The sequence below is a fragment of the Thiomonas sp. OC7 genome (genome assembly GCF_900634595.1).
In the GTDB taxonomy this organism is placed as follows: domain Bacteria; phylum Pseudomonadota; class Gammaproteobacteria; order Burkholderiales; family Burkholderiaceae_C; genus Thiomonas; species Thiomonas arsenitoxydans.
Window position 1 is genome coordinate 3,442,605 of sequence record NZ_LR131953.1, and the last position, 22,332, is coordinate 3,464,936.

Consider the following 22,332-nt stretch of genomic DNA (forward strand, 5'->3'; position numbering starts at 1 on the left):
GGCCGGAGCGCGCACGCGACCCAGCCGATCTGAACCAGCCCCCTCCAACCCGAAGAGAAGCCCATGGAAATCCTGAGCATCAGCGGCATGACCTGCAACGCCTGCGCCACCCACGTCAAGGACGTCCTGGAAAAGCTGCCTGGCGTGAAATCCGCGCAGGTCTCGTATCCGCAGGGGACGGCCCAGGTCGTCGCCGATGCCTGCATCTCGTTCGACGCGATGGCTGCAGCCGTGGCCAAGGCCGGCTACGCGGCGAAACAGGCGGTCTACTCTTCCACGACATCGGACGGCGCAGCCGACTCGACCCATCCTGCCCGCGGTGACGCGAGCGGTCTGCACATTGCCGTCATCGGCAGCGGCGGCGCGGCGATGGCGGCGGCGATCAAGGCGGCCGACAGCGGCGCGCAGGTCACGCTGATCGAGCGCGGGGTGATCGGCGGCACCTGCGTCAACGTCGGCTGCGTACCGTCCAAAATCATGATCCGCGCCGCGCACATCGCCCATCTGCGGCGCCACAGCCCGTTCGACGCGGGCATCCAGCCTTGCACGCCCACCATCCTGCGCGACAAGCTGCTCGCGCAGCAGCAGGCGCGCGTGGATGAGCTGCGCCACGCCAAGTATGAAAGCATTCTCGAAGGCCAGCCGGCCATCACCACCCTGCGCGGCGCGGCTCGGTTCAAAGACGCCCGAACGCTGGTCGTGACGCTGCACGACGGCAGCGAACGCAGGGTGGGCTTTGACCGCTGCCTGATCGCCACCGGCGCCAGCCCGTCCATTCCCCCCATTGCTGGTCTGAAGGCCACGCCGTACTGGACGTCGACCGAGGCGCTGGAAAGTGACACGATTCCGCCGCGCCTGGCGGTCATCGGTTCTTCTGTTGTGGCGCTGGAACTGGCCCAGGCCTACTCCCGCCTGGGCAGCCAGGTCACCCTCCTGGCGCGCAACACCCTGCTGTCGCGCGAAGACCCGGACATCGGTGAGGCCCTCACCGCCGCGCTGCGCGAAGAGGGCCTCACCGTGCTGACCCACACCCAGGTCAGCGCGGTGGCCTACGCCGACGGCTGCTTCGCGCTGACCACGAACCAGGGCGAGATTCGGGCCGAGCGCCTGCTGGTGGCCACGGGCCGCGCGCCCAACACCGCGGCGCTCGATCTGCACGCTGCCGGCGTGCAATGCGATGCGCGCGGCGCCATCGTGGTCGATGACCACTTGCGCACCACTGTGCCGCAAATTTACGCCGCAGGCGACTGCACCGATCAGCCGCAATTCGTCTATGTGGCCGCAGCCGGGGGCACGCGAGCCGCCGTCAACATGACCGGTGGCGAGGCGACGCTCGACCTCTCCGCCATGCCGGCCGTGGTGTTCACCGACCCGCAAGTGGCCACGGTGGGACTGAGCGAGGCGCAGGCGCAGCGACAAGGCATACAAACCGACAGCCGCACACTGAGCCTGGACAACGTCCCCCGCGCCCTGGCCAACTTCGACACGCGCGGCTTCATCAAGCTGGTCGCCGAAGCTGGCTCCGGACGCCTGCTCGGCGTCCAGGCGGTGGCCGCCGAGGCCGGCGAACTCATCCAGACGGCAACACTCGCCATTCGCAACCGCATGACGGTGCAGCAACTTGCCGACCAACTCTTCCCCTACCTGACCATGGTCGAAGGCCTGAAGCTGGCCGCCCAGACCTTCACCAAGGATGTGACGCAACTGTCATGCTGCGCGGGGTGAGCTGAGAAGCAGTCCCGCAAATCACCTCCTGCGCATCGGGCAGGTGCGAATCCCGAGCACCATGTAGAGTGGACAAATACCCACTGCCCCCGCGACCAAAGGCACAACGCCAATCCAGCCCCAGAGGCCAATCACATGGGTCAGCGTCAGGGCGATAAGCACCAGACCAACAATCACGCGAAGAGCGCGGTCCAAGGTTCCTTCATTGACCGTCATGAGTGTGTTTCTCCAGTTGAATTGAGCGAGTACGCCAAGCTGATCGGTTTCGACTCTAGCAGCATCCTGATACATCAGGGCCTATCGGAAGTCCGTACGCTGCGCATCCATACTGAAGCATGCTGCAGGGCATGGCCTCATCACCAGAATCTTTCCTCGTTCCACGTTTTCTCATGACGGTAGACGACCTCAAAACCCAATTTCGCCAGCAATCCCAGGCTGCACTCAGCCTGAACATCGCTTACATCGGCGTCGTCAATGGCATCTTCAGCACGCTGCATCGCCTGGGCACGGCGTCTGCCGCCACCTTGGCCGAAGCGGCTGGGCTCGATTCTGCCTATGTGCTGCGCTGGTGCGACACTGCGTATGCATTCGACTATCTGGATGCAGAGGGCGACATCTTCCGTCTTACGACGACAGGCGAGGCCATGCGCCCCGAGGCGCCGGGCACCCTCATGCCGATGGCTGTGCAATCCGTCCTGTCGGCGCATCTGGCTGAGCGCGCGGCAGGACTGATGCGCACTGGGGAGCGCCCGGGCGAGCAGGTTTTGGCCGAGCGCGACACCGTGTTGCCCTGGTTCGGGCCGATGCTCGAAGCGAATTTCGCATCAATGTTCGAGGAAACGATTTGTCCGGCAGTGCCCGCTTTTGCCGACGTGGATGCCCGCGGAGGTCTTGCCGTCGACCTGGGCTGCGGCAATGGCTGGTATTTGCGCGCACTGGCGCGGCGCTGTGGCAAGCTGCGGGGGTTGGGCATCGACGGCTTCCAGGAGAACATCTCCCAGGCCCAAGACATGGCACGGAAGCAGGGCCTGGCCGACAGGCTGCGCTTCATCCAGGGGGACATCCACGCGCTCACGCTGGAAGAACCTGCCGATCTGATAGCGATGAACCGTGCCTTGCACCATGTGTGGGAGAAAGACACCCACACGCTGTTCACGTGGCTGCGCGGCAATCTCAAGCCGGGCGGTTATGTGGTCATTTGGGAGCCGGCCTGGCCGGCAGACCGCACCGCCTTGCGCCAACCCAGCCGTAAGGGGCTGGCGTTCCAGAATCTCAGCGAGCATGTGCAAGGCAACCATCTCCTGCGGCCAGACGACATCCAGGCGGCCTTTGCCCAGGCTGGTCTGCAGTCGCAGGTACATCTTTTCGCACAGGGCAACGAGGCTGTGGTCTTGGCTCAGAGATGAAGCCATAGAGAATCTGCGCCGTTGATCCCCTTGCTTGCCAGCCCAGCCGCGAGGGCTCTTTAGTTGAACCGTGGGCGCGGACTGCGGACAGTGCCCGCTTCGGCCGAGATGAGGTTGTTGGAGCGGCGTCGGCTCGTCGGCCAGTACAGCCATTGGGTCGCTTCTTGGCAACGTCAGCCATGCGGCCGGCATCGGACGTTGACCGTGTCAGGTTACGCCGCTGCTCGTGCGTTGTTTCCGGTGGGTCATCGAATAGTCGGCGCGCTCGCTCAATCGGGCGTCGACGCCAGCTGTTCATTCTGTTTGCGCAGCGCAAGTTGCGGATGCTGGCGGCAGGCAACTTTCCCGAGCACCGCACGATTCGGGACTTCCGTGCGCTGCACCTCAAGGAGTTCTCGGACCTGTTCGTGCAGGTGGTGCGTCTGGCGCGCGAGATGGGCCTGGTCAATCTGGGCGCGGTGATCTCCCCTTGCGCCAGAGTCATGACCCGACTGGCCGCCCGATGGAAGTCTGCGTGAATGGCGCGCCATTGTTGATAGCCCTCGATCCCGGCGAACTGTTGGGCACCAACTCCATGGCCACGCTGCTCCGAGATCGGCGGTTGGGGATGGTGCGAGGATCTGGACACGCATGTCCTGAATCGCCATGCATCACGACATTGACAGGCTGATATATTTAAATAACAATGATTCGCATTGCTTGCGTGGAGGTGAAGAATGCGAATCAAGCGATGGATCCGGGCCTTGGCATGGATGGGTGGCTTGATGATCGGAGCGCAGGCGCAGGCTCAGTCATGGCCAGTGCAGCCTTGCGATGTGGACGACTACATCACCAAAGCCATCGGCATCGAGGAACCCTGGCTGGAAAACGCGGCCTATCTCTTTGCCCAGGCCAACACCAATGGCTCGCCAGGGTCGTTGACGCTTTCCCCCGAGATCGAGGGCCAGTTCAGTGAGCGGGTGGGCATGGAGCTTGACCTCCCCGCGTATACCGCCAACACGCCTCTCGGGAGTGGCCAGAGTGCCTTTGGCCCCGTCGCGGCTGGGCTGAAGTTGGCTGCTTTGCATACTTGTGATCTGACTGAAGGTCGCGCCAGCCTGCTGACGGCAGAGGTGGAAGGCCAGTATTGGGCCAACCCGCGCCCGAGCGTGCTGCCAGGCCAAGGCAATGCGGTTACTGCACAGGTGATGTGGGCGCAACTCTGGTATCCCTGGTTCACGCAGGGGGAGGCTGGATATACCCAACGCATCGGGACGGGCATCACCAGCGGCTGGTTCGTCAATACGAGCGTAGGACATGCCATAGGGGCGACCTATGCTGCGCAACTCGAGGTGGAAGTCGACGACCAGTTGATGCTGGACAACGGGCAGCGGGGATTGGAGGGGAGTGTGATGCCTCAGTTTGCCTACCACCTCACGCAACAGTGGTTGCTGGCCATCGGTGAGCAGGCGTCTTTCCAGCAAGTCACATCGCATCCGAATTGGTCAACTTGGTTGATGAGCGAACGGGATTTCTAACGCGCATTGAGCCCGCGCGACTGGCGACTGTTGACCGCTACCGCCGGACCTCATCCTCGAAAAGTTACATCGACTTTGTGAACGAATCAGTGAAGTAGGGCATTGACGTGTCGCTGCGACATAGCGGACGTAGCAATGCGCATCGTCGCCATACGGTGTAAACCCAACCTGGGAGTCGGCACTGAGAAATTGCTCAAGTTGCGCGCTCGTGCTCAGTCGCGAGTTGTCCATATTGATCGCCATCCAGAAGATGATCACGCGCTGAAAATCCAGCCCCCCAAAACACGTTCAGGCTCATTCCTCAGTGGAATGACGCGCTTCGTTCAGGCTCATTCCACGTTGGACAAGGCTCCTAATTGACAAGCTCAGAACTTTGGCTACGATCCCTGTGCACAAATCGCTGTACATCTCTTACATTCAAACTCATGCGCTCCTTTCGAACTTTCTCCCGCTATTGGGCGTTCGTCTGCGCATTGGTTCTCTTGCCCTGGATGCAAGCCACGGCAGCCCCGATACGGGTCGTGCCTGCCTCGTGCTGCGCAGGCATGGCGGCCATGCCGATGGTTGGCGCCGGCCATCAAGCGAATCTCGCTGGTCATGACGATTCGCGAGTCGAGCGTGCGTTTTGCCAAGCTGCCTGCCATGACCTGGGCGCGGCCGCCGTTTCCAGCACGTCCAACGCCGCATCATTTCCTCACGCGGCATTGATCCAACGCTTGGTGCCCGTCCACCAAGCTCAGCCTGAGCAAGCTGCCTTGCCCATCGGGCGCATCGATCCGCCGCCTCCCTCCAAGCCGCCTTTCCTCGCGGCTCGCCTCCAAGTTTGACCCCTTCGGCAGCACCCGTCCCAGTGATGCTTCACCGGGCGATGTTCGTGTTCGCCTTGCGATTAGCGCTGCGGCCTTGCAGCGTTCCATCCGCCGAAGAGGAAAGCGATGTCCCTCATCCTGCAGTGCCGCCGTGCGCAAGCCCGGCGCTTGTCATCCGTCTGGTCTGAACGCCCGGCGGCCATCCCCGCTCTCATCACGCTTCTGCTGCTCGCCAGCCTGGCCGCGCCCGCCCAAGCCGCGCCCCTGACCCTCGGTGCCGCCGAGGCGCAACTGGCGCGGAGCAATCCCAGTCTGGCCGCAGCCGCGCAGCGCATCCGCGCCATCCAGCACCAGGCCGCGGCGGCCACGCAGTTGCCCGACCCGCATGTGTCGTTCGACGCGGTCAACCTGCCCACCAACAGCTTCTCGCTGACGCAGCAGGGCATGACCATGCTCAGCGTCGGCGTCAGCCAGAGCTTTCCGCCGATCGGCAAGCTGGCCCTAGAAGGCGACAAGCTGCAGGCGCAAGCCTCGGAGCAGCACTTTAGCCGCGAAGCCAAACGCGCGCAGCTGGTTCTCGCCTTGCGACGCGCCTGGCTTGCGGCGGTGTACGCGGGCCAGGCCATGGCGACGGTGCAGCGGCAGCAGGCGCTGGCGCGTGAGAACGTCGACGCGGCCATGGCCAGCTACCGCGCGGGCAACGGACCGCAGAGCGATGTGTTGCGCGCCCGTCTCGCCGAAGACGAACTGCGCAACGACCAAAGCGCGCTCGCCGCGGATGAAGCGGCGTCCCTGGCCGACATTGCCCAGGCACTTGGCAGCAATCAAACGCCCGAGATCGATCCTGACTGGCCGAGCTTGTCGCCAGGCGCGACGGCTCCCGAGCAAGCGCCCCCGACCCAACCGCTGCTGCGCATGGCCCAGGCCAAAGTGCAGATCGCCCAGGCGGGCGTGCGGGTGGCCAAGAAGGATTTCCTGCCGGAGATCACGGTTGGAGCCTCCTACGGCAAGAGCTTTTTTCCGGGCTCTCCCAACTTTATCTCCGCCGGGGTTTCGATGAACTTGCCGATCTTCTCCAACCATCGGCTGGATCAGGAACTCGACAGCGCCCGCGCCCAGGTGATGGAAGCCCGCTACGACGAGCAGGACCAGCGGTTGGCCTTGCAGCAGCAGATCCGCACCGCCACGGCGCGCATGCGCAGCCAGCAGGAGAAGTGGCAGCGCATGCGCGCGCACATGCTGCCGCTGGCGCATGCGGCGTACGACTCCACCCTCACCGCCTATAGCAACGGCCGCGCCAGCATGAGCGACGTGCTGAAGGCGCAGCAAGCCGTTTTTGCCCTTGAACTCCAGACTCTGCAACAGCGTCGGGATCTGCTGGCGACCCTGGCCGAACTCAACTACCTGACAACGCCTTCGGAGCAGCAGCCATGAATTTGCGAACCTTCACTCTCGGCCTCGGCCTATTGCTGGTCGGCATCAGTGCGGGCCTCTGGACCAGTCGCTGGCTGCCGCACGGCGCCTCGGACCCCGCGACGCCGAACGCCGCCGCGGCCCCGGCTTCCGCAACAGCATCCGCAGCAGCGCCGGCAAGCCGCCGGGTGCTGTACTGGGCCAACCCGATGAACGCCGCCATCCACTCCGACCACCCGATGAAAGACAACATGGGGATGGACTATGTCCCGGTCTACGCCCCGGCTGCGGCGCCGCAGCGCCGGGTGCTGTACTGGGTCAGCCCGATGAATCCGGCGATCCATTCGGACCGTCCGATGAAGGACAACATGGGCATGGATTACGTGCCGGTCTACGCCCAGGCCGAAGTCGGCGCCAACGACAGCGGGCTGCGCATCGACCCGCGCCTGACGCAAAACCTGGGCGTGCGCCTGACGACCGCACAGATGCGTCCCATGGGCCAGGCGATCCAGACCGTGGGCACCGTGGCCGTGGACCAGAACCGCGTCACCACCGTCACCCCGCGCTTCTCCGGCTGGGTCGTGCATCTCAAGGTGCGTGCCGTGGGCGACCCGGTGGCGCGCGGTCAGGTGCTGGCGGAGATTTACTCGCCCGAGCTGTACAGCGCGCAGCAGGAATACAGCATTGCGCGCCAGCAGGCCGGCGCGGCCGACGGTCATGCCGACAGCCAGGGCTTGCTGGCCGCGGCCAAACAGCGCCTGCTGCTGCTGGGCCTGCCCGAGGCCGCGCTCAAGCAGTTGGAGGCCTCGGGCCAGCCGATGCGCGACGTTCCCATCCTGGCACCGGAGAGCGGGGTGGTGACGGCGCTCAATATTCGCCAGGGCAGCTATGTCTCGTCGCAAAACAGCCTGTTCGAGATCGCCAATCTGGATCGGGTCTGGGTCAATGTGGCGCTGTACGACTACCAGATGCCGTGGGTGCGCCTGGGCGACGGCGTGCAGCTCCAGCTTCCGGCCTACCCCGGCAGGAATTGGGATGGGCGCCTGAACTTTCTCTACCCCACGCTGGACCCGCAAACCCGCACCATCACCGCGCGCCTGAGCTTCGCCAACCCCGGCGGCATTCTGCGCCCCGGCATGTTTGCCAACGCCATGGTGCAGGCCCAGGCGCAAACCGCTCTGGCGCTGCCGAGCAGCGCGGTGCTGCGCACGCAAGATGGCGATTACGCCATGCTGGCGCAGACGGGCGGCCACTTCCTGCCGGTGCAAGTTGCGCTTGGGCCCGAGGCGAACGGCTGGGTGGTCATCGTCCGAGGGCTCAAGCCGGGTGACCAGGTGGTGGAAAGCGCCCAGTTCCTGCTGTACTCCGAATCGCAGTTCCAGTCGGTCAAGGCGCGCATGCTCGGTGGTCATGCCGGCACGAGCGGCGCGAGTGGCATACCCGCCACGGGAGCGATGCCAGGCATGCCGCCTGCGAGCGACCCGCAAGCCGGCGCTGCGGGGCCAACGACCCCACCGACGGTCACACCATCCGCCATGCCGGCAGCCGCGCCCCCACCCGCCGCCGGGTCGATGGCCGGGATGAACATGGCCCCTGGCCGGAGCGCCCCATGATCCGGCGGCTCATGGAGTGGTGCTTCGAGAACCGCAGCCTGACGGTGATCGGCGCGCTGATGCTGCTGGCCGCGGGCATCCTGGCGGTGCGCAACACGCCGCTGGAGGCTATCCCCGACATCTCCCCCACCCAAGTCATCATCAAGACCTCCTACCCCGGGCAGGCGCCGCAGGTGGTACAGGACCAGGTGACCTATCCGCTGGAGACCACCCTGCAGTCGGTGCCCGGCGCGCGCGCGGTGCGCGGCTATTCGATGTTCGGCGACTCCTTCGTCTACGTCATCTTCAAGGATGGCACCAACATCTACCAGGCGCGCAACCTGGTGCTGCAGTATCTCAGCCAGGTGCAATCCAGGCTGCCGCCGGGGGTGACGCCGGCGCTGGGACCTGACAGTTCGGGGGTGGACTGGGTTTACATGTACGCCCTGACCGATACCGGCGGCACGCAGGACCTGAGCCAGCTCACCACCCTGCAGAATTGGTTCCTCAAGTACCAATTGCAGGGCATTCCGGGGGTGGCCGAGGTCGCCACGGTCGGCGGCATGGTGAAGGAATACCAGGTGGTGGTGAACCCGCAGGCCCTGCTGGCCTACAACCTCACCCTGCCGCAGGTGGAAGATGCCATCCGCGCCGCCAACGGCGAGACCAGCGGCTCGGTGGTCGATCTCGGCGAAGCCAGCTATATGGTGCGCACCACCGGCTATATCCGCTCCTTGCGGGATCTGGAGAACGCGCCGCTGGCGGCGCGCGGCGGGGTGCCGCTGACGCTCAAGGATGTCGCCCGCGTCCAATTCGGCCCGGAACTGCCCAACAGCGCCGCCGACCTCAACGGCGAGGGCGCGGTGGTGGGGGGCATCGTGATGATGAACCAGGGCTCGAACGCCGATGCCATAATCCGCCGGGTCGAGGACAAGATCCGCAGCATCCAGCCCTCGCTGCCGCCCGGGGTGAAGATCGTCACCATCTACAGCCAGGCGCCGCTGATCCAGCGTGCCATCCACACCCTGACCGAGAAACTGCTGGAGGAGTCGCTGATCGTCGCCCTGGTGTCGTTCCTGTTCCTGCTGCGCGCGCGCTCGGCGCTGGTGGCCATCGTGTCGCTGCCGCTGGGCATCCTCGCCGCCTTCCTGGTGATGTGGGCGCAGGGCATTCCGGCCAACATCATGTCCCTAGGGGGCATCGCCATTGCCATCGGCGCGATGACCGACGCCGCGATCGTGATGATCGAGAACATGCACAAGCATATGGAGCAGGATCCCGGCGCCGATCCCTGGATGAAGGCGCGGATGGCGGCATCGGAAGTCGGTCCGGCGCTGTTTTTTTCGCTGCTGATCATCGCGGTGTCGTTCCTGCCGGTGTTCGCGCTCGGCGGCGAGGAGGGCAAGTTGTTTCGGCCCCTGGCCTTCACCAAGACCTATGCCATGGCCGCAGCCGCCGTCCTGTCCATCACCCTGGTGCCGCTGCTGATGGCCTGGTTCATCCGCGGGCCTATCCGCCCCGAGGGGAAGAACCCCTTGAACCGGCTGCTCACCTGGCTCTACCGGCCGCTGATCCACGGCGTGCTGCGGGCACCATGGCTAGTCATCGTGCTGGCCCTTGCCGCCGTGGCCAGCCTGTACTTTCCCTGGAAGCATCTCGGCTCGGAGTTCATGCCGCCCCTGAACGAAGGTACCCTGCTGTACATGCCGGTGTCGCAGGATCCGTCGATCTCCATCGGTCAATCGGCCGCGATCCTGCAACTGAGCGACCGCATCATCAAGACCTTCCCCGAAGTGGAGAGCGTGTTCGGCAAGGCGGGCCGGGCGCAGACCGCGACCGACCCGACGCCGATCTCGATGTTCATGACGGTCGTGAACCTGAAGGACCGCAGCACCTGGCCGGCCGGCATGACCACCGCCAAGCTGATCGAGAAGATGAATCAGGCGCTGCAGATTCCTGGCGTATCGAACACCTGGACCCAGCCGATCAAGGGCCAGGTGGACATGCTGACCACAGGCCTGCAAACGCCGCTCGGCATCAAAGTCACCGGCAGCAATCTCGACACGCTGAACCGGCTGGGGCAGGAGATCCAGGCGGCGCTGCAAACCGTTCCGGGGACCCAGAACGCCTATGCGGCGCGGGCCACCGGCGGGCGCTACATTGTGGTCGACACCAACCGGCTGGCGGCTGCGCGCTACGGCCTTTCGGTGGCGGATGTGAACCGCCTGGTCGAGACCGCTATCGGTGGACAGATGCTGTCCACCGCCGTCAACGGCCTGGAGCGCTTCCCCATCAGCCTGCGCTACCCGCGCGAACTGCGCCAGTCGCTGTCCACGCTGATGGAAAGCCGCATCGCCACGCCCGAGGGCAGCCAGATTCCGTTAGCGCAGGTGGCCACGCTGCGCATCGAGGGCGGCCCACCCATGCTCACCAGCGACAACAGCCGCCTGAATTCCTGGGTGTACATCGACCTCAAACCCGGAACCAGCATCGGCGGGTACGTGGCTGCAGCGCAAGCGGCCCTGGCACAGAAGGTTCATCTGCAGCCCGGTTTCACGCTTGACTGGGTTGGGCAGTACCAGTCGCTGGAGCAGGCCGTGCAGCGTCTGAAGGTCGTCGTGCCGGCGGTGATCGGCCTGATCGCGCTCCTGCTGTATTTCAACTTCAAGAACATCACCGAGGTCGCCATCATCCTGCTGACCTTGCCGCTGTCGCTGGTGGGCGGATTCTGGTACGTCGACTGGCTGGGCTACAAGCTCTCGGTTGCGGTGGGTGTGGGCTTCATCGCCACCGCCGGGGTGGCCTCCGAGTTCGGCGTGGTCATGCTGCTGTATCTCGACGCGGCGCTGGAGCGGCGCAAAATTCACGACCGCCTCAACACCTGGGGCGACCTCAAGCAAACGGTGGTCGAGGGCACCTTGCTGCGGCTGCGGCCCATGGCGATGACCCTCACCATGGTGGTCGGCGGCCTGCTGCCCATCATGTTCAGCGAAGGCGCGGGTGCCGACGTGATGAAGCGCATCGCCGCGCCCATGGTTGGCGGCATGCTGACGGCTGCTTTGCTGGCGCTGCTGGTGATTCCGGCGGTTTACGCCCTTTGGCAGAAGCGGCGCCTGGGGCTGGGCGAGAGTCCCAGGCTGGAGGTGGCTTCATGAGCACTATCAATCAGCCGCAATCAGGCCCTCACAAAGGCCCCAAGGACGTTCGGAAACGGCCCAGTATGTCAGTCCTTGAGCCATGTCAAATCGTGTTGCTGCAGGATTCGGCTGCTCTCAGAACCCTGTCGAGCCAACGCAAGTCTCAGTGTGCAGGGCGCACGTATTTCAGGAGCCTGTTGCGTCAAAACCGTGGGCTGGAGAAGAGGTATTTGATCAGCGCCATCACGCCGAGCGCGATTAAGGCCAGCACCAGCAGTCCGAACAACCCCATGAGGGCCATGCCACCCCCCGACATGCAGACAGAAGTCATCATGATCAGCTTCCTTTCGTCGTTTGTTCCTTGTGTGTTGTAACCAGGAGTTCATTATGCAACGTCGTTCATTTGTGACTGTCCTTGTAGGTTTTGTTGGAACCGTCGTGGGCTATTTGACCGGACACGGCGCACCCTCCGCCAAGGCCCAGGGCACGATGGGTGGAGGGATGATGGGTGGGAGCATGGGCGGCATGATGTCGCCCGAGAACATGAACGGCCCCATGCGCACCGGCATGGAGCTGTTCAAGGTTCACCAGCAGATCCAGCGCAAGGTGATCGAGCTGCCCAATGGGGTGCATGACGTGACCACCTCGGCCGACCCCACGACGGCAGCGCTCATCCAGAAACATGTGGTGGAGATGTATGCACGGCTCGATCAGAACCGCCCCTTCCCCTACCCCATGAGTAATAGCGTGCCGCAGATGTTCGCCAACCCGACCAAGTACCAGCGCAAGCTCGACATCCTGCCCGATGGCGTGGCCGTGACCGAGACCTCCTCCGACCCGGAGATGGTCGCCGTGATCAAAGCCCACGCCCGCGAACTCGACCGCTTCGCCAAGGATGGCATGCCGGCCATGATGCGCGGGATGATGTGATGCGTGATTCGCGGCGCTGTGCAGAGATGTCCGGAACGGTCTGCATGGCGATCCCGGCGAGGCGAAGTCTTCCACGTGGGGTTGCCACAGCAACCAACCCCATGTCTTGGCTGCTATGTCAGCGCTGCTGCATTCCAATCATCTGGAGAATTGCCATGAAAAAACTTTTGATCGTCATCACTGTTCGTGCCGATGCCAAATTGGCCAGGGCACCGACAAAATTTTGACCAGAAGCAATCAGCCAGTCTGCGGGCACTGGATGACATGCTCCCCCGCTCGGAGCAACCACTCCAATGAAGCCAGCGTTCTAGACATCAGGTCAGTCTACGATTACGCAGCTACGCCCGAGCGACGGTTTTGCCGCAACGCGATCAGTACCAGGGGACGTCGCTTCTGAGTCGAGACCGGCATCTGGCCAGCGCTGGAAGAGGGCGCTCAGCATGCTGACGACCTCAGCGACCGCTAAGCCCACCATGGCTGTCGTTGCCACAAGCGGGGGCCAATGGCCGCTCAGGCCGAGGACCGGTCTCCCGGTCGGGCGGATCGGCCCCAAGTCCAGCGTGCCGCGTAGGCCGATCGATACACTGGTGCCAGTGGCGGCTTTGGATCAGAACGACTGGCGGGTTTGATCAGACTACGCAGTCTGGAGGAAAAGTCTGCCTGAGCTACTCCACCCTGTCTGGGAGGCGACCTTGCAGAGACTCGCAACACGCGCGCTGATTCCCCTTCCGTCCCCACCCCGCAGAGTCAGGGCAGGGCGCCAACGTCTGGCGCCGCAACCCTGGAGCAGTCATGGCAACCCCCGGAAAACTCTACGTCGTCGGCTTTGGCGGAAAAGACTATCTCGTGCGCGCATTCACCCTGCGCGGCGCGGCCAAAGGCCTGATCCGATCCCTCACCGAGTCCACCCTTGAACACACCCGCCCGGCCAGCCAGGACGACATCCTGGAGCTGGCCGGCAACGGCGTGCGCCCCATCGACGTGACGGCTACCGAACCCGAAGATCAGCCCGGTGCCGAGGAGCAGGAGTGAGCGCGCAGCAGCTCACCCACGCCCGCCAGTCCGAAGCCCTGCGCCGGGCCATGGGCGCGGACATCCTCACCCCGCTCGAAGATCCCCAGGTCGTCGAAATCATGCTCAACCCCGACGGCACGCTCTGGGTGGATCGACTGGGAGAGGGCATGCAGCAGACCGGCCGTATCGACGCCGTGCGGGCGCTGACCATCGTGAACACGGTGGCGGCCATGCTCGATACCGTGGTGACGCCGCAGCAACCCATCCTCGAATGTGAGCTGCCGCTGGACGGCAGCCGCTTCGAAGCCCTCATCCCCCCGCTCGTCGAGCGCGCCAGCTTCGCCCTGCGCAAGAAGGCGACACTGATCTTCACCCTGTCCGACTACGTGGACAAGGGCATCATGACCTCGGCGCAGAAGCAGGCCATCGAGCAGGCCGTGGCCACCCGGCACAACCTGCTGGTGTGCGGCGGCACCGGCACCGGAAAAACGACCCTTGCCAACGCCATCCTCGATGCCGTGGCCCGGCTCGATGGTGAGCACCGCATCGTCGTCATCGAAGACACCCGCGAGCTGCAGGTCAATGCCGAGAACGTCGTGTTTCTGCGCACCAGCGATAACACCGACATGACCCGGCTGCTGCGCGCCACCATGCGCCTGCGGCCAGACCGCATCGTCGTCGGCGAAGTGCGCGACGGCAGCGCCCTGGCTTTGCTCAAAGCCTGGAACACCGGTCACCCCGGCGGCGTCGGCACGGTGCATGCGAATGACGCCAGCGCGGCGCTCATCCGCATCGGCCAGCTCATCCAGGAGGCTGGCGTTCCCCCCAACCCCGAACTCATCGCCGAAGCGGTGAATGTGGTCGTGCCCATCAAGCGCACCGCCGATGGCCGCAAAGTCGAGGAGGTTGCGGCTGTGCGCGGCTGGTCGGCCAGCGGCGGCGGGTTCCACGTCGAGCGCGTCGCCTGATGCTGCCTCACGTCAATGGTGAGCGTGGTTCGACTTGATCGGCTGCACTGCCAGGCGCAGGCCCATCGTCTTGAGAACCGCTGACAGGCTGCGCAGCTCCGGGTTGCCCTGGGCCGACAGCGTTCGATAGAGCTGATTGGCGTTTAGCTCCGTCTGCTTGGCGATGGCGCGCACGCCACCGCGCGCTTGCGCCATTTGGCGCAGCGCCACCAGCAGATCAGACGGCTCTCCATCCTGGAGAAGCTGGTTCAGATACTCGGCCGCAAAAGCCGGGTCTTCCTTGAACAGCTCGGCCATCGCTTCGTCATGGCTTCGATCCTTCATGCTGATCTCCGTTGCCAGTCTTTCCAATACCCAATGGCGCGCTCGATGTCGGCGTCCTGGGTGCCTTTGTCACCGCCGCACAGCAGCAGCACCACGACCGCCCCGGCCATCGCGTAATAGACGCGGTAGCCGGGGCCTTGGTCGATCCGCAGCTCCCACACACCTTCTCGGCAGGGTTTGTGATCGCCAAAGTTGCCCGCCTCGATCCGGCCCACGCGCTTGACCACCTGGCCTTTTGCAATCGGGTCGCGGAGCTTCTTCAACCACTCCTGAAACGGGTCGCGCTCGTCTTCGGTGAGGTAGTGCCGAACGGTGAACATGATGACATTGTCGTTTATAAACGATAAGGGCACAAGGAAGATCCTGCGCTTTGTCTTGGAGGGCATCTGTCCCCACCCTGCAGAGTCAGGGCATGGACACGACGCAACTTACCCCGTTTCTCGATTTCGCCCGCCTGCACGATGTGCACATCGACCCGCAGCGTCTGCAGGTCGATGGCCGCATCCACCGCGCCGATGTCGGCGACCGACCCAATGGCAGGAACGACGCCGCCTACCTTCTGCGGGACGACGGCACCGGCTGGGTGACGAACTTCAAGGCCGATGGCAAACCCATCGCCTTCCGCCCGGAACTGGCGCGCGAGAGCACGCCCGAAGAACAACAAAAGGCCCAGGCCGAACGCACCGCCTGGCTGCAGCAACAGGCCGAGCGCCAAAAGGCCGCCCTCACCGACAGCCTGACGCGCTGGGAAGCCAGCCACGAGCCGTGCAACTTCCCCTACCTGCAAAACCCCGCACTGCCCACGGCGGGACTGCGGCAGCACAGCGCGCAGCTGCTCGTGCCCATGCTCAAACTCACCGACGGCGAGCCCGAATGGGTCGGCATGCAGCGCATCGCCTGGGCGGCGCCGGGCCAGTCCGCCGACAAGCGCTTCGTCGCCGGCACGCCCACACAGGGCGCCTTTGCCGTCATCCCCATCGACGGCCAGGACGCTGAAGCCCCGCTTCGCGCCTTCGAGACCGCCAAAACCGCCCCCCATATCGTGATGTGCGAGGGCATCGGCACGGCGCTGGCCCTCCATCAGGCCACAGGACTGCCCGTCATCGCCGCCCTCTCGGCGCAGAACCTGCCCGAGGTGGCCCGCACCCTGCACGAGCAGGTGCAGGGCCGCGTGACCCTCTACGCCGACAACGACGGCGAGCGCGCCGCACGCAAAGGGCAAATCAATGCCCTCAAAGCCGCCCGCATCCTCGGCGGCGCGCGCACAACCATCGCCCTTCCAGAAAAACCCAACGGCGTCACGCCCCCCGGCTACGACGCGCGCGACCAACTCCGCGACAGCGGGCCGGAATCGATCCGCAACACCCTGGATCGCGCCGTCCCGCCGTGGACCTTCCAGCGCAGCCATCCCAGCCTCGCGCCACCCACTGGGCAAGGGCGACAGCCCAAGCCCCCCATTCCCCATCTCAAGCAGGAGCAATCGATGGAACCACAAGCCGAAACCGAACCGACGCCGCACATCCCCTCCGATGAACCCGTCCCCGTCCAGCAAGCCGTGACCGCGCAGCGAACGGAGTTCGCCGATCTCAACGCCGCTCTGGAGCGAGTCGAGTCCGAACAGGAGCCGAAGCCACAACCACAGCAAAAGGAGACGGAGGTCAGCGACGCACAAAAAGAAGAAGCCGCGTTGCTGAATGCCTGGCGCGAATCCGCCCAGCCCGCTCGCGAACAGCGCGCCAAGGCCTGGCAGGACTTGAACGCCCAGCAGCAAGCCGCGCGGGAGTCTCTGTTCTCCACCCTGGCCCAGCAACGCGCCGAAACCCTCAAGAGCGGCGGCGACCTCGATGTGCATGCGTTTGAATCCGCCAAGCAGATCGAGCATTTGCAAAAAACCCAGGCGGCGCAGCGCAAAACCCTGGCCAGCAGCCTGCCTCTACCGCCGACCCTGCGTGAGTTCCTGGAACCGCGCGCCGAGCACGACCCCATCGCCGCCCGTCTGCTCGAACAAGAAAAAACCCGCGACCCTTCGCAGGAAAGCATCCGCGGCCGCCGCGTGGCCGCCCTCGAGTCCGAAGTCCTCNTCGATTCCCGCCTGCACGCAGGCGAGCACGTTCGCCTGGCTGCAAAAACCGTTGTCGGCAACGAGGGTCTGCACGTTGCCAAGCGCCCCGGGCAACGCCGCAATCTGCTCGAGCGTGGACACCACTTCGCGCTTGTCATTGCAGGCCTGCGTGACGTGCGCGGTGACCACCATCATCGTCTCGATGTCCACGCCGGCCTGGGCGTTGTAGCTCTGCTCGAAGCCGCCGCCGGACACCGGCATGATGCGCGACTCCTCGTCCGTCAGGTTGACCTGGTCGCTGTCCTGGGGTCCGGCCTGGGGCGGCTCAGGGTCCCGCCCGCGCGGCTTCTTCCCGGCCTCGCGCTGGGCCCGGCGCTTGGCCTCTTTGGTCTCGAACTCCTGCTGCTCCGCTTTGAATCGTTCGGCGGCGCGTTGCGCAATCTTGGCCTTGGCCTGCGCGATGGCGCTCAGGCGGTCCTCGCGGCGCGCGATCTCGGCGGGCACATCCATGCCATCGGGCGCGCTGGATCGATCATCCTTCTCCGCCCGCGCCAACAGGTCCTGGACTTCCTGGCGCAACTGCGCCTCGATCTTGTTGGCGTGACCCCACGACAGCGCCTTGTGCTTGCTCGCGCTGGCTCGGATCTTGGTGCCGTCCAGCGCAATGTGACCGAGCTTGAGCAACTTCATCTCGCGCGCCAGCACCAGCACCTGCACGAACAGCGCCTCGATCTCCTTCAGAAAGCGCCGCCGGAACGCGGCCAGCGTATCGTGGTCCGGATGCGTATTGGCCGCCACAAAGCGGAACGCCACCGAGTCGTAGGTCGCGCGCTCGATCTTGCGGCTCGAATGCACCCCGTTGGCATACCCGTAGATCAGCAGCCCCAGCAGCACCGAAGGGTGATGCGCGGCCGAGCCCCGGCCCGCGTACTGCTTGACCAGATCGTCCAGATCGAGCCGATCAATCACTTCGACCACAAAGCGCGCGAGGTGATCACTGGGCAACCACTCGTCCACCGAAGGCGGCAGAAGGTAGGCCGTGTCTCGATCAACACAAACGAAGCGACTCATCGCGAGGAACTCCTCAATGGACTGTCGCCATTGTCTCGGATTCATCCATCAGGCGTAAGCCTGGAAAGTCCGACAGCCTCCTAGACGGAGCTTGTCTTCGCCGCGACGAGGCCGATGCCGCGCCCCATTTGGCAGACCCGCTGACCCCGCCTGATTGCGATCTGCGCAGCAGTGGCATGGTCTTCATGCCGCTCGACGTCGGCAGGATGATGGACTCCGACCAGTTCGCGATGGCCACAGGCGAAGAGTTCAAGGCTGCCATGGCGCTGTACGCCAAGGCCTGGCTGCAAGTGCCTGCGGCCAGCCTGCCCAACGATGATCGTGTCCTCGCACACTTGGCCGGCGGCTATACGCAGCGCCGCTGGCGCAAAATCAAAGACGTTGCCTTGCGCGGCTGGCTCCTTTGCACCGATGGCCGCCTGTATCACCCGGTGATCGCGGAATTCGCCCACGACGCGTGGGAGAAGAGCAAGCACACCATCAGTGATGCCACCCCGACCCGGCGAGCCAGCAGTCCAGCAGAACGTGCACGCCGGTATCGCGAGCGGCAGCGACTCGCCAAGCTGGCCGGGTCAGCAGACGCGGAGAGTGCCGTCACGGCGCCCGTCACGCGTGACGTCGTCACGCCGACCGTCACGGAAACCGTCACGGCGAGCGTGACGCAAAACGTGACGCCCGTCACGCCTTCTTTTAAAAGTGAAACGAAAAAAGAAGGGGAATGCGTGATGGAGAACGTGACGCGTCACGGCGTATCGACCGTGACGGACGTCACGCGTGACGCCGTGACGGCGCCGCAGCGGCAGCTTCCCATCCTGCAAGCCATGCCTGCGGCTCCAGGCGCTTACGCGCCTTCGCCGCCCCCCCTCTCTCAGACAAAGGACGCGGCGACACCCAGCCCGGCGCCGATGGACGCAAAGGTCAAAGGCAAACACCCGGTGCTGACCCCTGGTGAAAAACACCTCGCCGAGCAACTCTGGCAGAGCTACGCGCAGGCCTTCCAGTCCCGCTACGACGCGCCGCCCCTGCGTGACGGCCGAGCGAACTACCAGCTCGCCAGCCTCACCCGCAGCCTCGGCCAGCAGGCCCCGGCTGTCGCCGTCCACTACCTGCAGAGCAACCACGACTGGTACGTCAAGAAGGGGCACGACCTCGGCACCCTGCTGGCCGACGCCAGCAGGGTGCGAGCCGACTGGATGGCCACCAGTAAACGCGCCGCCCAGCTTGATGCCGTGCGAGCCCGCAACCACCAGCCGCCGCAGTCCACCCCACCCAAGGAGACTCCGCCCGCCCCAGAAACTATTCGAGCCCAGCTCGCCGCCCTTCAAGAGAAATTCACCCGTCGCGCCGCAAGCGCCTGATCCTTTTCAACACATCCACCCTGCAAGCGACCGTCATGACCTCCACTACAGCCCTTCCTTTGGACTTCGGCACCCCTGGCGCCGACCCGCAGCAACTGCGCTCCATTCCGCTCGATGCCCTCCGCATCGACAGTGATTTCCCGGTGCGCAAAAACGATCCAGACGCGCTGGACGCTCTGGCGAAGAGTCTGGAAATCGTCGGCCAGCTCCAACCGATCGGCGTTCGCGCTGCCGGCAAGAACTGGACGCTGGTCTATGGCGAACGGCGCGTGCGCGCCGCACGCCTGCTGGGCAAGTGCACGCTGCTGGCCCGCATCTACTCCCCCATCGGCGCGGCGCCCGTGGTACTGCGTGCCACCGAGAACATGCACCGGCAGGAGTACAGCCTGGAAGATGCGGCTGACACGGTGCTGCGCCTGATCGAAGCCGGCATGGCAGCGCCAAGCATCGCCAAGGCCCTTGCCCGGCGCGAGGCCTGGGTCAACAGCATGCTGTCCTTCTCCCGCAATCCCCTGGCGCGTGAACTGGCCAGCCTGGGGCGGTTGCAGTCGGTTTCTGCCTGGGAGTCCTTTGCAACGCTCGACCAGGCCGAGCAGCGCGTCGTGCTGGACTCTAGCGACGCCATCACCGTGGCGCGTTGCGATGAAGCCCGCCAAGCGTCCCGACAAAAGGAAGCGCGCCGCCAACGGCTTCTGGCACCTGCCGCACCCGAAACGCCCCCCTCTGCGCCGCCCGCGGAGGGTGATGCGGAACAAACCTGCGCGCAGGCCTGCGCATCTGTTGAGCCGGACATCGGCTGGCGAAAAGAAAACCCGGCGACGCCGGACGATTCCATCACCGTCACCCTGCGGCACGGCCAAAAGCAAGCCCTGCAGCGCATCATGGCCGAAGACAACCGCGAGCTGGGTGAGATATTGCAGGAAGCAGTCGATGTCTATCTCACCCATCGGCAGGGAGCCGGCCATGAATGAAGAACAGAGAACGACTTCACAGGTCGCCGAGGCGCTCTTCACGCGTCTTCTCAATGAGAATGCGCAGATGTTTGCGGGCGTCAGCACCCTGAGCATGGACGATGTGCGGCAGAGCCTGTATCTCTTTTGTCTGGAACACGCCGCAGGCCTGGACGCCTTCAATCCCTTGCTGGGCACGTCCAAGAACTACATCATGGGCCGCATGTGGGGCCTGATCGAGCGTTGGCGGCCGATGTCCTCGCTTGATGAGATCGTGGACGGTGACCACGACAAACCTATCTGCCAGAGGCTTCCCGATACCCTGCAGGCGCCGGGGGTGGATGCCGCGCTCATCGCCGACGCGCAGCGTCTGGTCGAAGAGCAGATCAGGGACGATCTCGAACTTTCCAGCCGCAAATCCTTGTACGGCCTGCCGACCACTGTCGCCCTGGTCACCCATTGCAACCGGCCCGTCAGCGAAGTCGCTCGTTTGTATGGCAAGAACAGGGGGCGCTTGCGCCAGGCCGTACGTCAGCAACGCAGCGGCTTGGCGCAGGGCGGAGGTCTCGCGGGATAATGCGGTTTATGAAAACTGTCGGACGCCGGAATCCCTACCCGATCACCCTGCACGCCAGAGCCGGAGCGCTGGAGGAGTTCGGGCGTTTCAACGATACCTTTCACAGCATCGCCCACACACGCATCATCCTTCCCAAAGGAGTGTTCAGACTGTCCCATGAGGAAGCCGACAGGCAGATGACCGAGGGCATTGCCCGCGGCATGGCCCTGCTGGCAGTGGAGCGGAATGGTGGATGAAGACGAATCACAATCGCAGACCAGGGCTGCGACACTCGACGATCTGCGAACCCTCATCCGCGCCCTGAACGAGCGCAACGCGCCCTACCTGCTGATCGGTGGCTATGCGCTGGCGGCTCACGGTTACGTGCGCTCAACGACGGACATCGACATTCTGGTACTCGGCGAGCCCAGCGCGGCGGCCAATGTCATTTCTGCGTTGATGATCCTTCCCGACCAGGCGGCAAAAGACATCGATCCGGCCTGGTTTTCAGAAGGCGAAAACATCCGCGTGAATGACGCCATCACCATTGATGTGATGTTCAACGCGGCTGGGCAGACCTATGAGACGCTGCTGCCCTATGCCGAAGTCGTCATGCTCGGCGATCTGCCCGTGCACACCGTCAACCTGCAAGGGCTGCTGCTGACCAAACAGACTGTGCGTGAAAAGGATCAGATCGACCGCCGTGTTCTTGAACGAGCCATTGAAATCGCGGAGGCCGGAGCCATTCCCCAAGATCGCCCCCGAGCAAGCCAGCCTACCCGCCACCGGAAAGATCACGGCAACGAGCGGTGAGATCACCAGCTGGCCTTTAGCCCATCGCCCTTGGGCGCCAGCGGGCTCGCCTGCGGCGTCCAAGTGATGACCGGGCGGACCGGCGGCAGCGCAGCGCCGACAGTGGCCCATGACGCAATCTGCCCGCCCGGGATGGCTGGCACGACAATGCCAGCTTTCCCGAACACGTTCTCCCCATAAGCCATTCCCACAGGGCTGTGGAGCTGGCCGGTGTTGTACGCCGACAAGGTGGCGCGTAGATCGCCCGAACGCATCCACCCCTCCATCAGAACCGTTTGCGCGGCGTGCAGATTCGCGCAGGGATCGAGAACCTGATCGACGCCCAGCCCCAGCCGGGGCAGATTCCTGCTGTTGATCTGCGCCAGTCCGATGTCTACTGAGTGTCCTCGCGCGATCAGCTCGCGCGCGATGCGCGCAGCTTCCGCCACGCTTGCAGGCCGATAGCTCTTTCCGCTGGTGTTGTCATGCACGGCCAGCGGATTGCCGCCGCTTTCCTGCTGCACGATCGCTGCCAGAGTCACTGGCGCGATCTGGGGTGCGCATTGCTCCATCAAGACGATAGCGTTCATGGCAGCCTCCGGTCAGCGTTGCGACGCCAGATGTTGGCGGTTCACCCTGACTCTGCCGACGTAGGACAAACGCCTCATGACCCCATCCCGCGGAGTCTTCAGAGAACCCTCACCCCTT

Annotated in this window: 20 protein-coding genes and 3 pseudogenes; 16 read left to right on the plus strand and 7 right to left on the minus strand. The window is 64.5% G+C overall.

The features are described 5' to 3' along the window. Window positions 1-87 precede the first annotated feature (87 nt). Window positions 88-1,725 carry a mercury(II) reductase gene (merA, locus tag BIO17B3_RS16530; RefSeq protein ID WP_370512647.1) on the plus strand — a complete coding sequence of 546 codons (1,638 nt, stop codon included), beginning with the start codon at window positions 88-90 and terminating at the stop codon, window positions 1,723-1,725. 21 nt (window positions 1,726-1,746) lie between these two features. Here merA and BIO17B3_RS16535 read toward each other — a convergent pair whose 3' ends face one another. Beyond that, window positions 1,747-1,941, minus strand: a complete 195-nt coding sequence (locus BIO17B3_RS16535; RefSeq protein ID WP_156054232.1) for a DUF2892 domain-containing protein — start codon at window positions 1,939-1,941, stop codon at window positions 1,747-1,749. 173 nt (window positions 1,942-2,114) lie between these two features. Between BIO17B3_RS16535 and BIO17B3_RS16540 the strand changes: the two genes are divergently transcribed. The 6 genes and pseudogenes from BIO17B3_RS16540 to BIO17B3_RS16565 all read left to right on the plus strand — a co-directional run bounded on the left by BIO17B3_RS16540 (window position 2,115) and on the right by BIO17B3_RS16565 (window position 11,617). Further along, window positions 2,115-3,131 (plus strand): trans-aconitate 2-methyltransferase, encoded by a 1,017-nt coding sequence (locus BIO17B3_RS16540; RefSeq protein ID WP_156054233.1) that lies wholly within the window; start codon window positions 2,115-2,117, stop codon window positions 3,129-3,131. Between the two features lie 317 nt (window positions 3,132-3,448). Continuing rightward, window positions 3,449-3,592: pseudogene (locus BIO17B3_RS16545) on the plus strand (IS5/IS1182 family transposase); the annotation flags it as partial. Window positions 3,593-3,847: 255 nt separating this feature from the next. Beyond that, window positions 3,848-4,648, plus strand: coding sequence for a hypothetical protein (locus tag BIO17B3_RS16550; protein ID WP_156054234.1), 801 nt, complete (start codon window positions 3,848-3,850; stop codon window positions 4,646-4,648). A 935-nt stretch (window positions 4,649-5,583) separates the two neighbouring features. Then, window positions 5,584-6,891, plus strand: coding sequence for a TolC family protein (locus BIO17B3_RS16555; protein WP_156054235.1), 1,308 nt, complete (start codon window positions 5,584-5,586; stop codon window positions 6,889-6,891). Beyond that, entirely contained in the window at window positions 6,888-8,483 is a 1,596-nt protein-coding gene (locus BIO17B3_RS16560) for an efflux RND transporter periplasmic adaptor subunit (protein ID WP_156054236.1), read from the plus strand. The genes BIO17B3_RS16555 and BIO17B3_RS16560 overlap by 4 nt, the downstream gene beginning before the upstream one ends. Further along, window positions 8,480-11,617: an efflux RND transporter permease subunit gene (locus tag BIO17B3_RS16565; protein ID WP_156054237.1), complete on the plus strand. Its 3,138-nt coding sequence runs from the start codon at window positions 8,480-8,482 to the stop codon at window positions 11,615-11,617. The genes BIO17B3_RS16560 and BIO17B3_RS16565 overlap by 4 nt, the downstream gene beginning before the upstream one ends. Before the next feature lie 184 nt (window positions 11,618-11,801). Here the strand turns inward: BIO17B3_RS16565 and BIO17B3_RS19375 are convergent, their stop codons facing one another. After that, the gene (locus BIO17B3_RS19375) at window positions 11,802-11,933 is read right to left on the minus strand and encodes a hypothetical protein (RefSeq protein WP_255421402.1); all 132 of its coding nucleotides are present in this window, start codon (window positions 11,931-11,933) and stop codon (window positions 11,802-11,804) included. Window positions 11,934-11,986: 53 nt separating this feature from the next. On the opposite strand from BIO17B3_RS19375, the gene BIO17B3_RS16570 reads away from it, so the two are divergent. Next, window positions 11,987-12,529, plus strand: a complete 543-nt coding sequence (locus BIO17B3_RS16570; RefSeq protein ID WP_156054238.1) for a hypothetical protein — start codon at window positions 11,987-11,989, stop codon at window positions 12,527-12,529. Between the two features lie 118 nt (window positions 12,530-12,647). Here the strand turns inward: BIO17B3_RS16570 and BIO17B3_RS16575 are convergent, their stop codons facing one another. After that, window positions 12,648-12,785 (minus strand): hypothetical protein, encoded by a 138-nt coding sequence (locus BIO17B3_RS16575; protein ID WP_156054239.1) that lies wholly within the window; start codon window positions 12,783-12,785, stop codon window positions 12,648-12,650. 536 nt (window positions 12,786-13,321) lie between these two features. Between BIO17B3_RS16575 and BIO17B3_RS16580 the strand changes: the two genes are divergently transcribed. Both BIO17B3_RS16580 and trbB read left to right on the plus strand, forming a co-directional pair. Then, a complete protein-coding gene (locus BIO17B3_RS16580; RefSeq protein WP_156054240.1) occupies window positions 13,322-13,561 on the plus strand; it encodes a hypothetical protein in 240 nt (79 codons plus the stop codon). After that, the gene (trbB, locus tag BIO17B3_RS16585; RefSeq protein ID WP_156054241.1) at window positions 13,558-14,511 is read left to right on the plus strand and encodes a P-type conjugative transfer ATPase TrbB; all 954 of its coding nucleotides are present in this window, start codon (window positions 13,558-13,560) and stop codon (window positions 14,509-14,511) included. Before BIO17B3_RS16580 ends, trbB begins: the two co-directional genes overlap by 4 nt. 12 nt (window positions 14,512-14,523) lie before the next feature. On the opposite strand, the gene BIO17B3_RS16590 is transcribed toward trbB, so the two are convergent. After that, window positions 14,524-14,835, minus strand: coding sequence for an addiction module antidote protein (locus BIO17B3_RS16590; RefSeq protein ID WP_156054242.1), 312 nt, complete (start codon window positions 14,833-14,835; stop codon window positions 14,524-14,526). Beyond that, the gene (locus BIO17B3_RS16595) at window positions 14,832-15,155 is read right to left on the minus strand and encodes a type II toxin-antitoxin system RelE/ParE family toxin (RefSeq protein ID WP_156054243.1); all 324 of its coding nucleotides are present in this window, start codon (window positions 15,153-15,155) and stop codon (window positions 14,832-14,834) included. The genes BIO17B3_RS16590 and BIO17B3_RS16595 overlap by 4 nt, the downstream gene beginning before the upstream one ends. Window positions 15,156-15,880: 725 nt before the next feature. Here BIO17B3_RS16595 and BIO17B3_RS19270 point away from each other — a divergent pair. After that, window positions 15,881-16,171: pseudogene (locus BIO17B3_RS19270) on the plus strand (toprim domain-containing protein); the annotation flags it as partial. A 747-nt stretch (window positions 16,172-16,918) separates the two neighbouring features. Here the strand turns inward: BIO17B3_RS19270 and BIO17B3_RS16605 are convergent. Beyond that, window positions 16,919-17,968, minus strand: a pseudogene (locus BIO17B3_RS16605) (IS1182 family transposase); the annotation flags it as partial. Window positions 17,969-18,096: 128 nt separating this feature from the next. Between BIO17B3_RS16605 and BIO17B3_RS16610 the strand changes: the two are divergent. From BIO17B3_RS16610 to BIO17B3_RS16630, 5 genes are read left to right on the plus strand one after another with little or no spacing between them, the layout of a single operon-like run. Next, window positions 18,097-19,326, plus strand: a complete 1,230-nt coding sequence (locus BIO17B3_RS16610) for a DUF1376 domain-containing protein (RefSeq protein ID WP_232054323.1) — start codon at window positions 18,097-18,099, stop codon at window positions 19,324-19,326. 35 nt (window positions 19,327-19,361) lie between these two features. Further along, on the plus strand, window positions 19,362-20,297 hold the full coding sequence (locus BIO17B3_RS16615) for a ParB N-terminal domain-containing protein (protein WP_156054852.1): 936 nt from the start codon (window positions 19,362-19,364) through the stop codon (window positions 20,295-20,297). Next, window positions 20,290-20,853 carry a hypothetical protein gene (locus tag BIO17B3_RS16620; protein ID WP_156054853.1) on the plus strand — a complete coding sequence of 188 codons (564 nt, stop codon included), beginning with the start codon at window positions 20,290-20,292 and terminating at the stop codon, window positions 20,851-20,853. Before BIO17B3_RS16615 ends, BIO17B3_RS16620 begins: the two co-directional genes overlap by 8 nt. Before the next feature lie 8 nt (window positions 20,854-20,861). Beyond that, on the plus strand, window positions 20,862-21,089 hold the full coding sequence (locus BIO17B3_RS16625; protein ID WP_156054854.1) for a hypothetical protein: 228 nt from the start codon (window positions 20,862-20,864) through the stop codon (window positions 21,087-21,089). Then, window positions 21,079-21,645, plus strand: a complete 567-nt coding sequence (locus BIO17B3_RS16630) for a hypothetical protein (RefSeq protein ID WP_156054855.1) — start codon at window positions 21,079-21,081, stop codon at window positions 21,643-21,645. Before BIO17B3_RS16625 ends, BIO17B3_RS16630 begins: the two co-directional genes overlap by 11 nt. A 2-nt stretch (window positions 21,646-21,647) precedes the next feature. On the opposite strand, the gene BIO17B3_RS16635 is transcribed toward BIO17B3_RS16630, so the two are convergent. Continuing rightward, window positions 21,648-22,214 (minus strand): lytic transglycosylase domain-containing protein, encoded by a 567-nt coding sequence (locus BIO17B3_RS16635; protein ID WP_156054856.1) that lies wholly within the window; start codon window positions 22,212-22,214, stop codon window positions 21,648-21,650. Window positions 22,215-22,332: the final 118 nt, after the last annotated feature.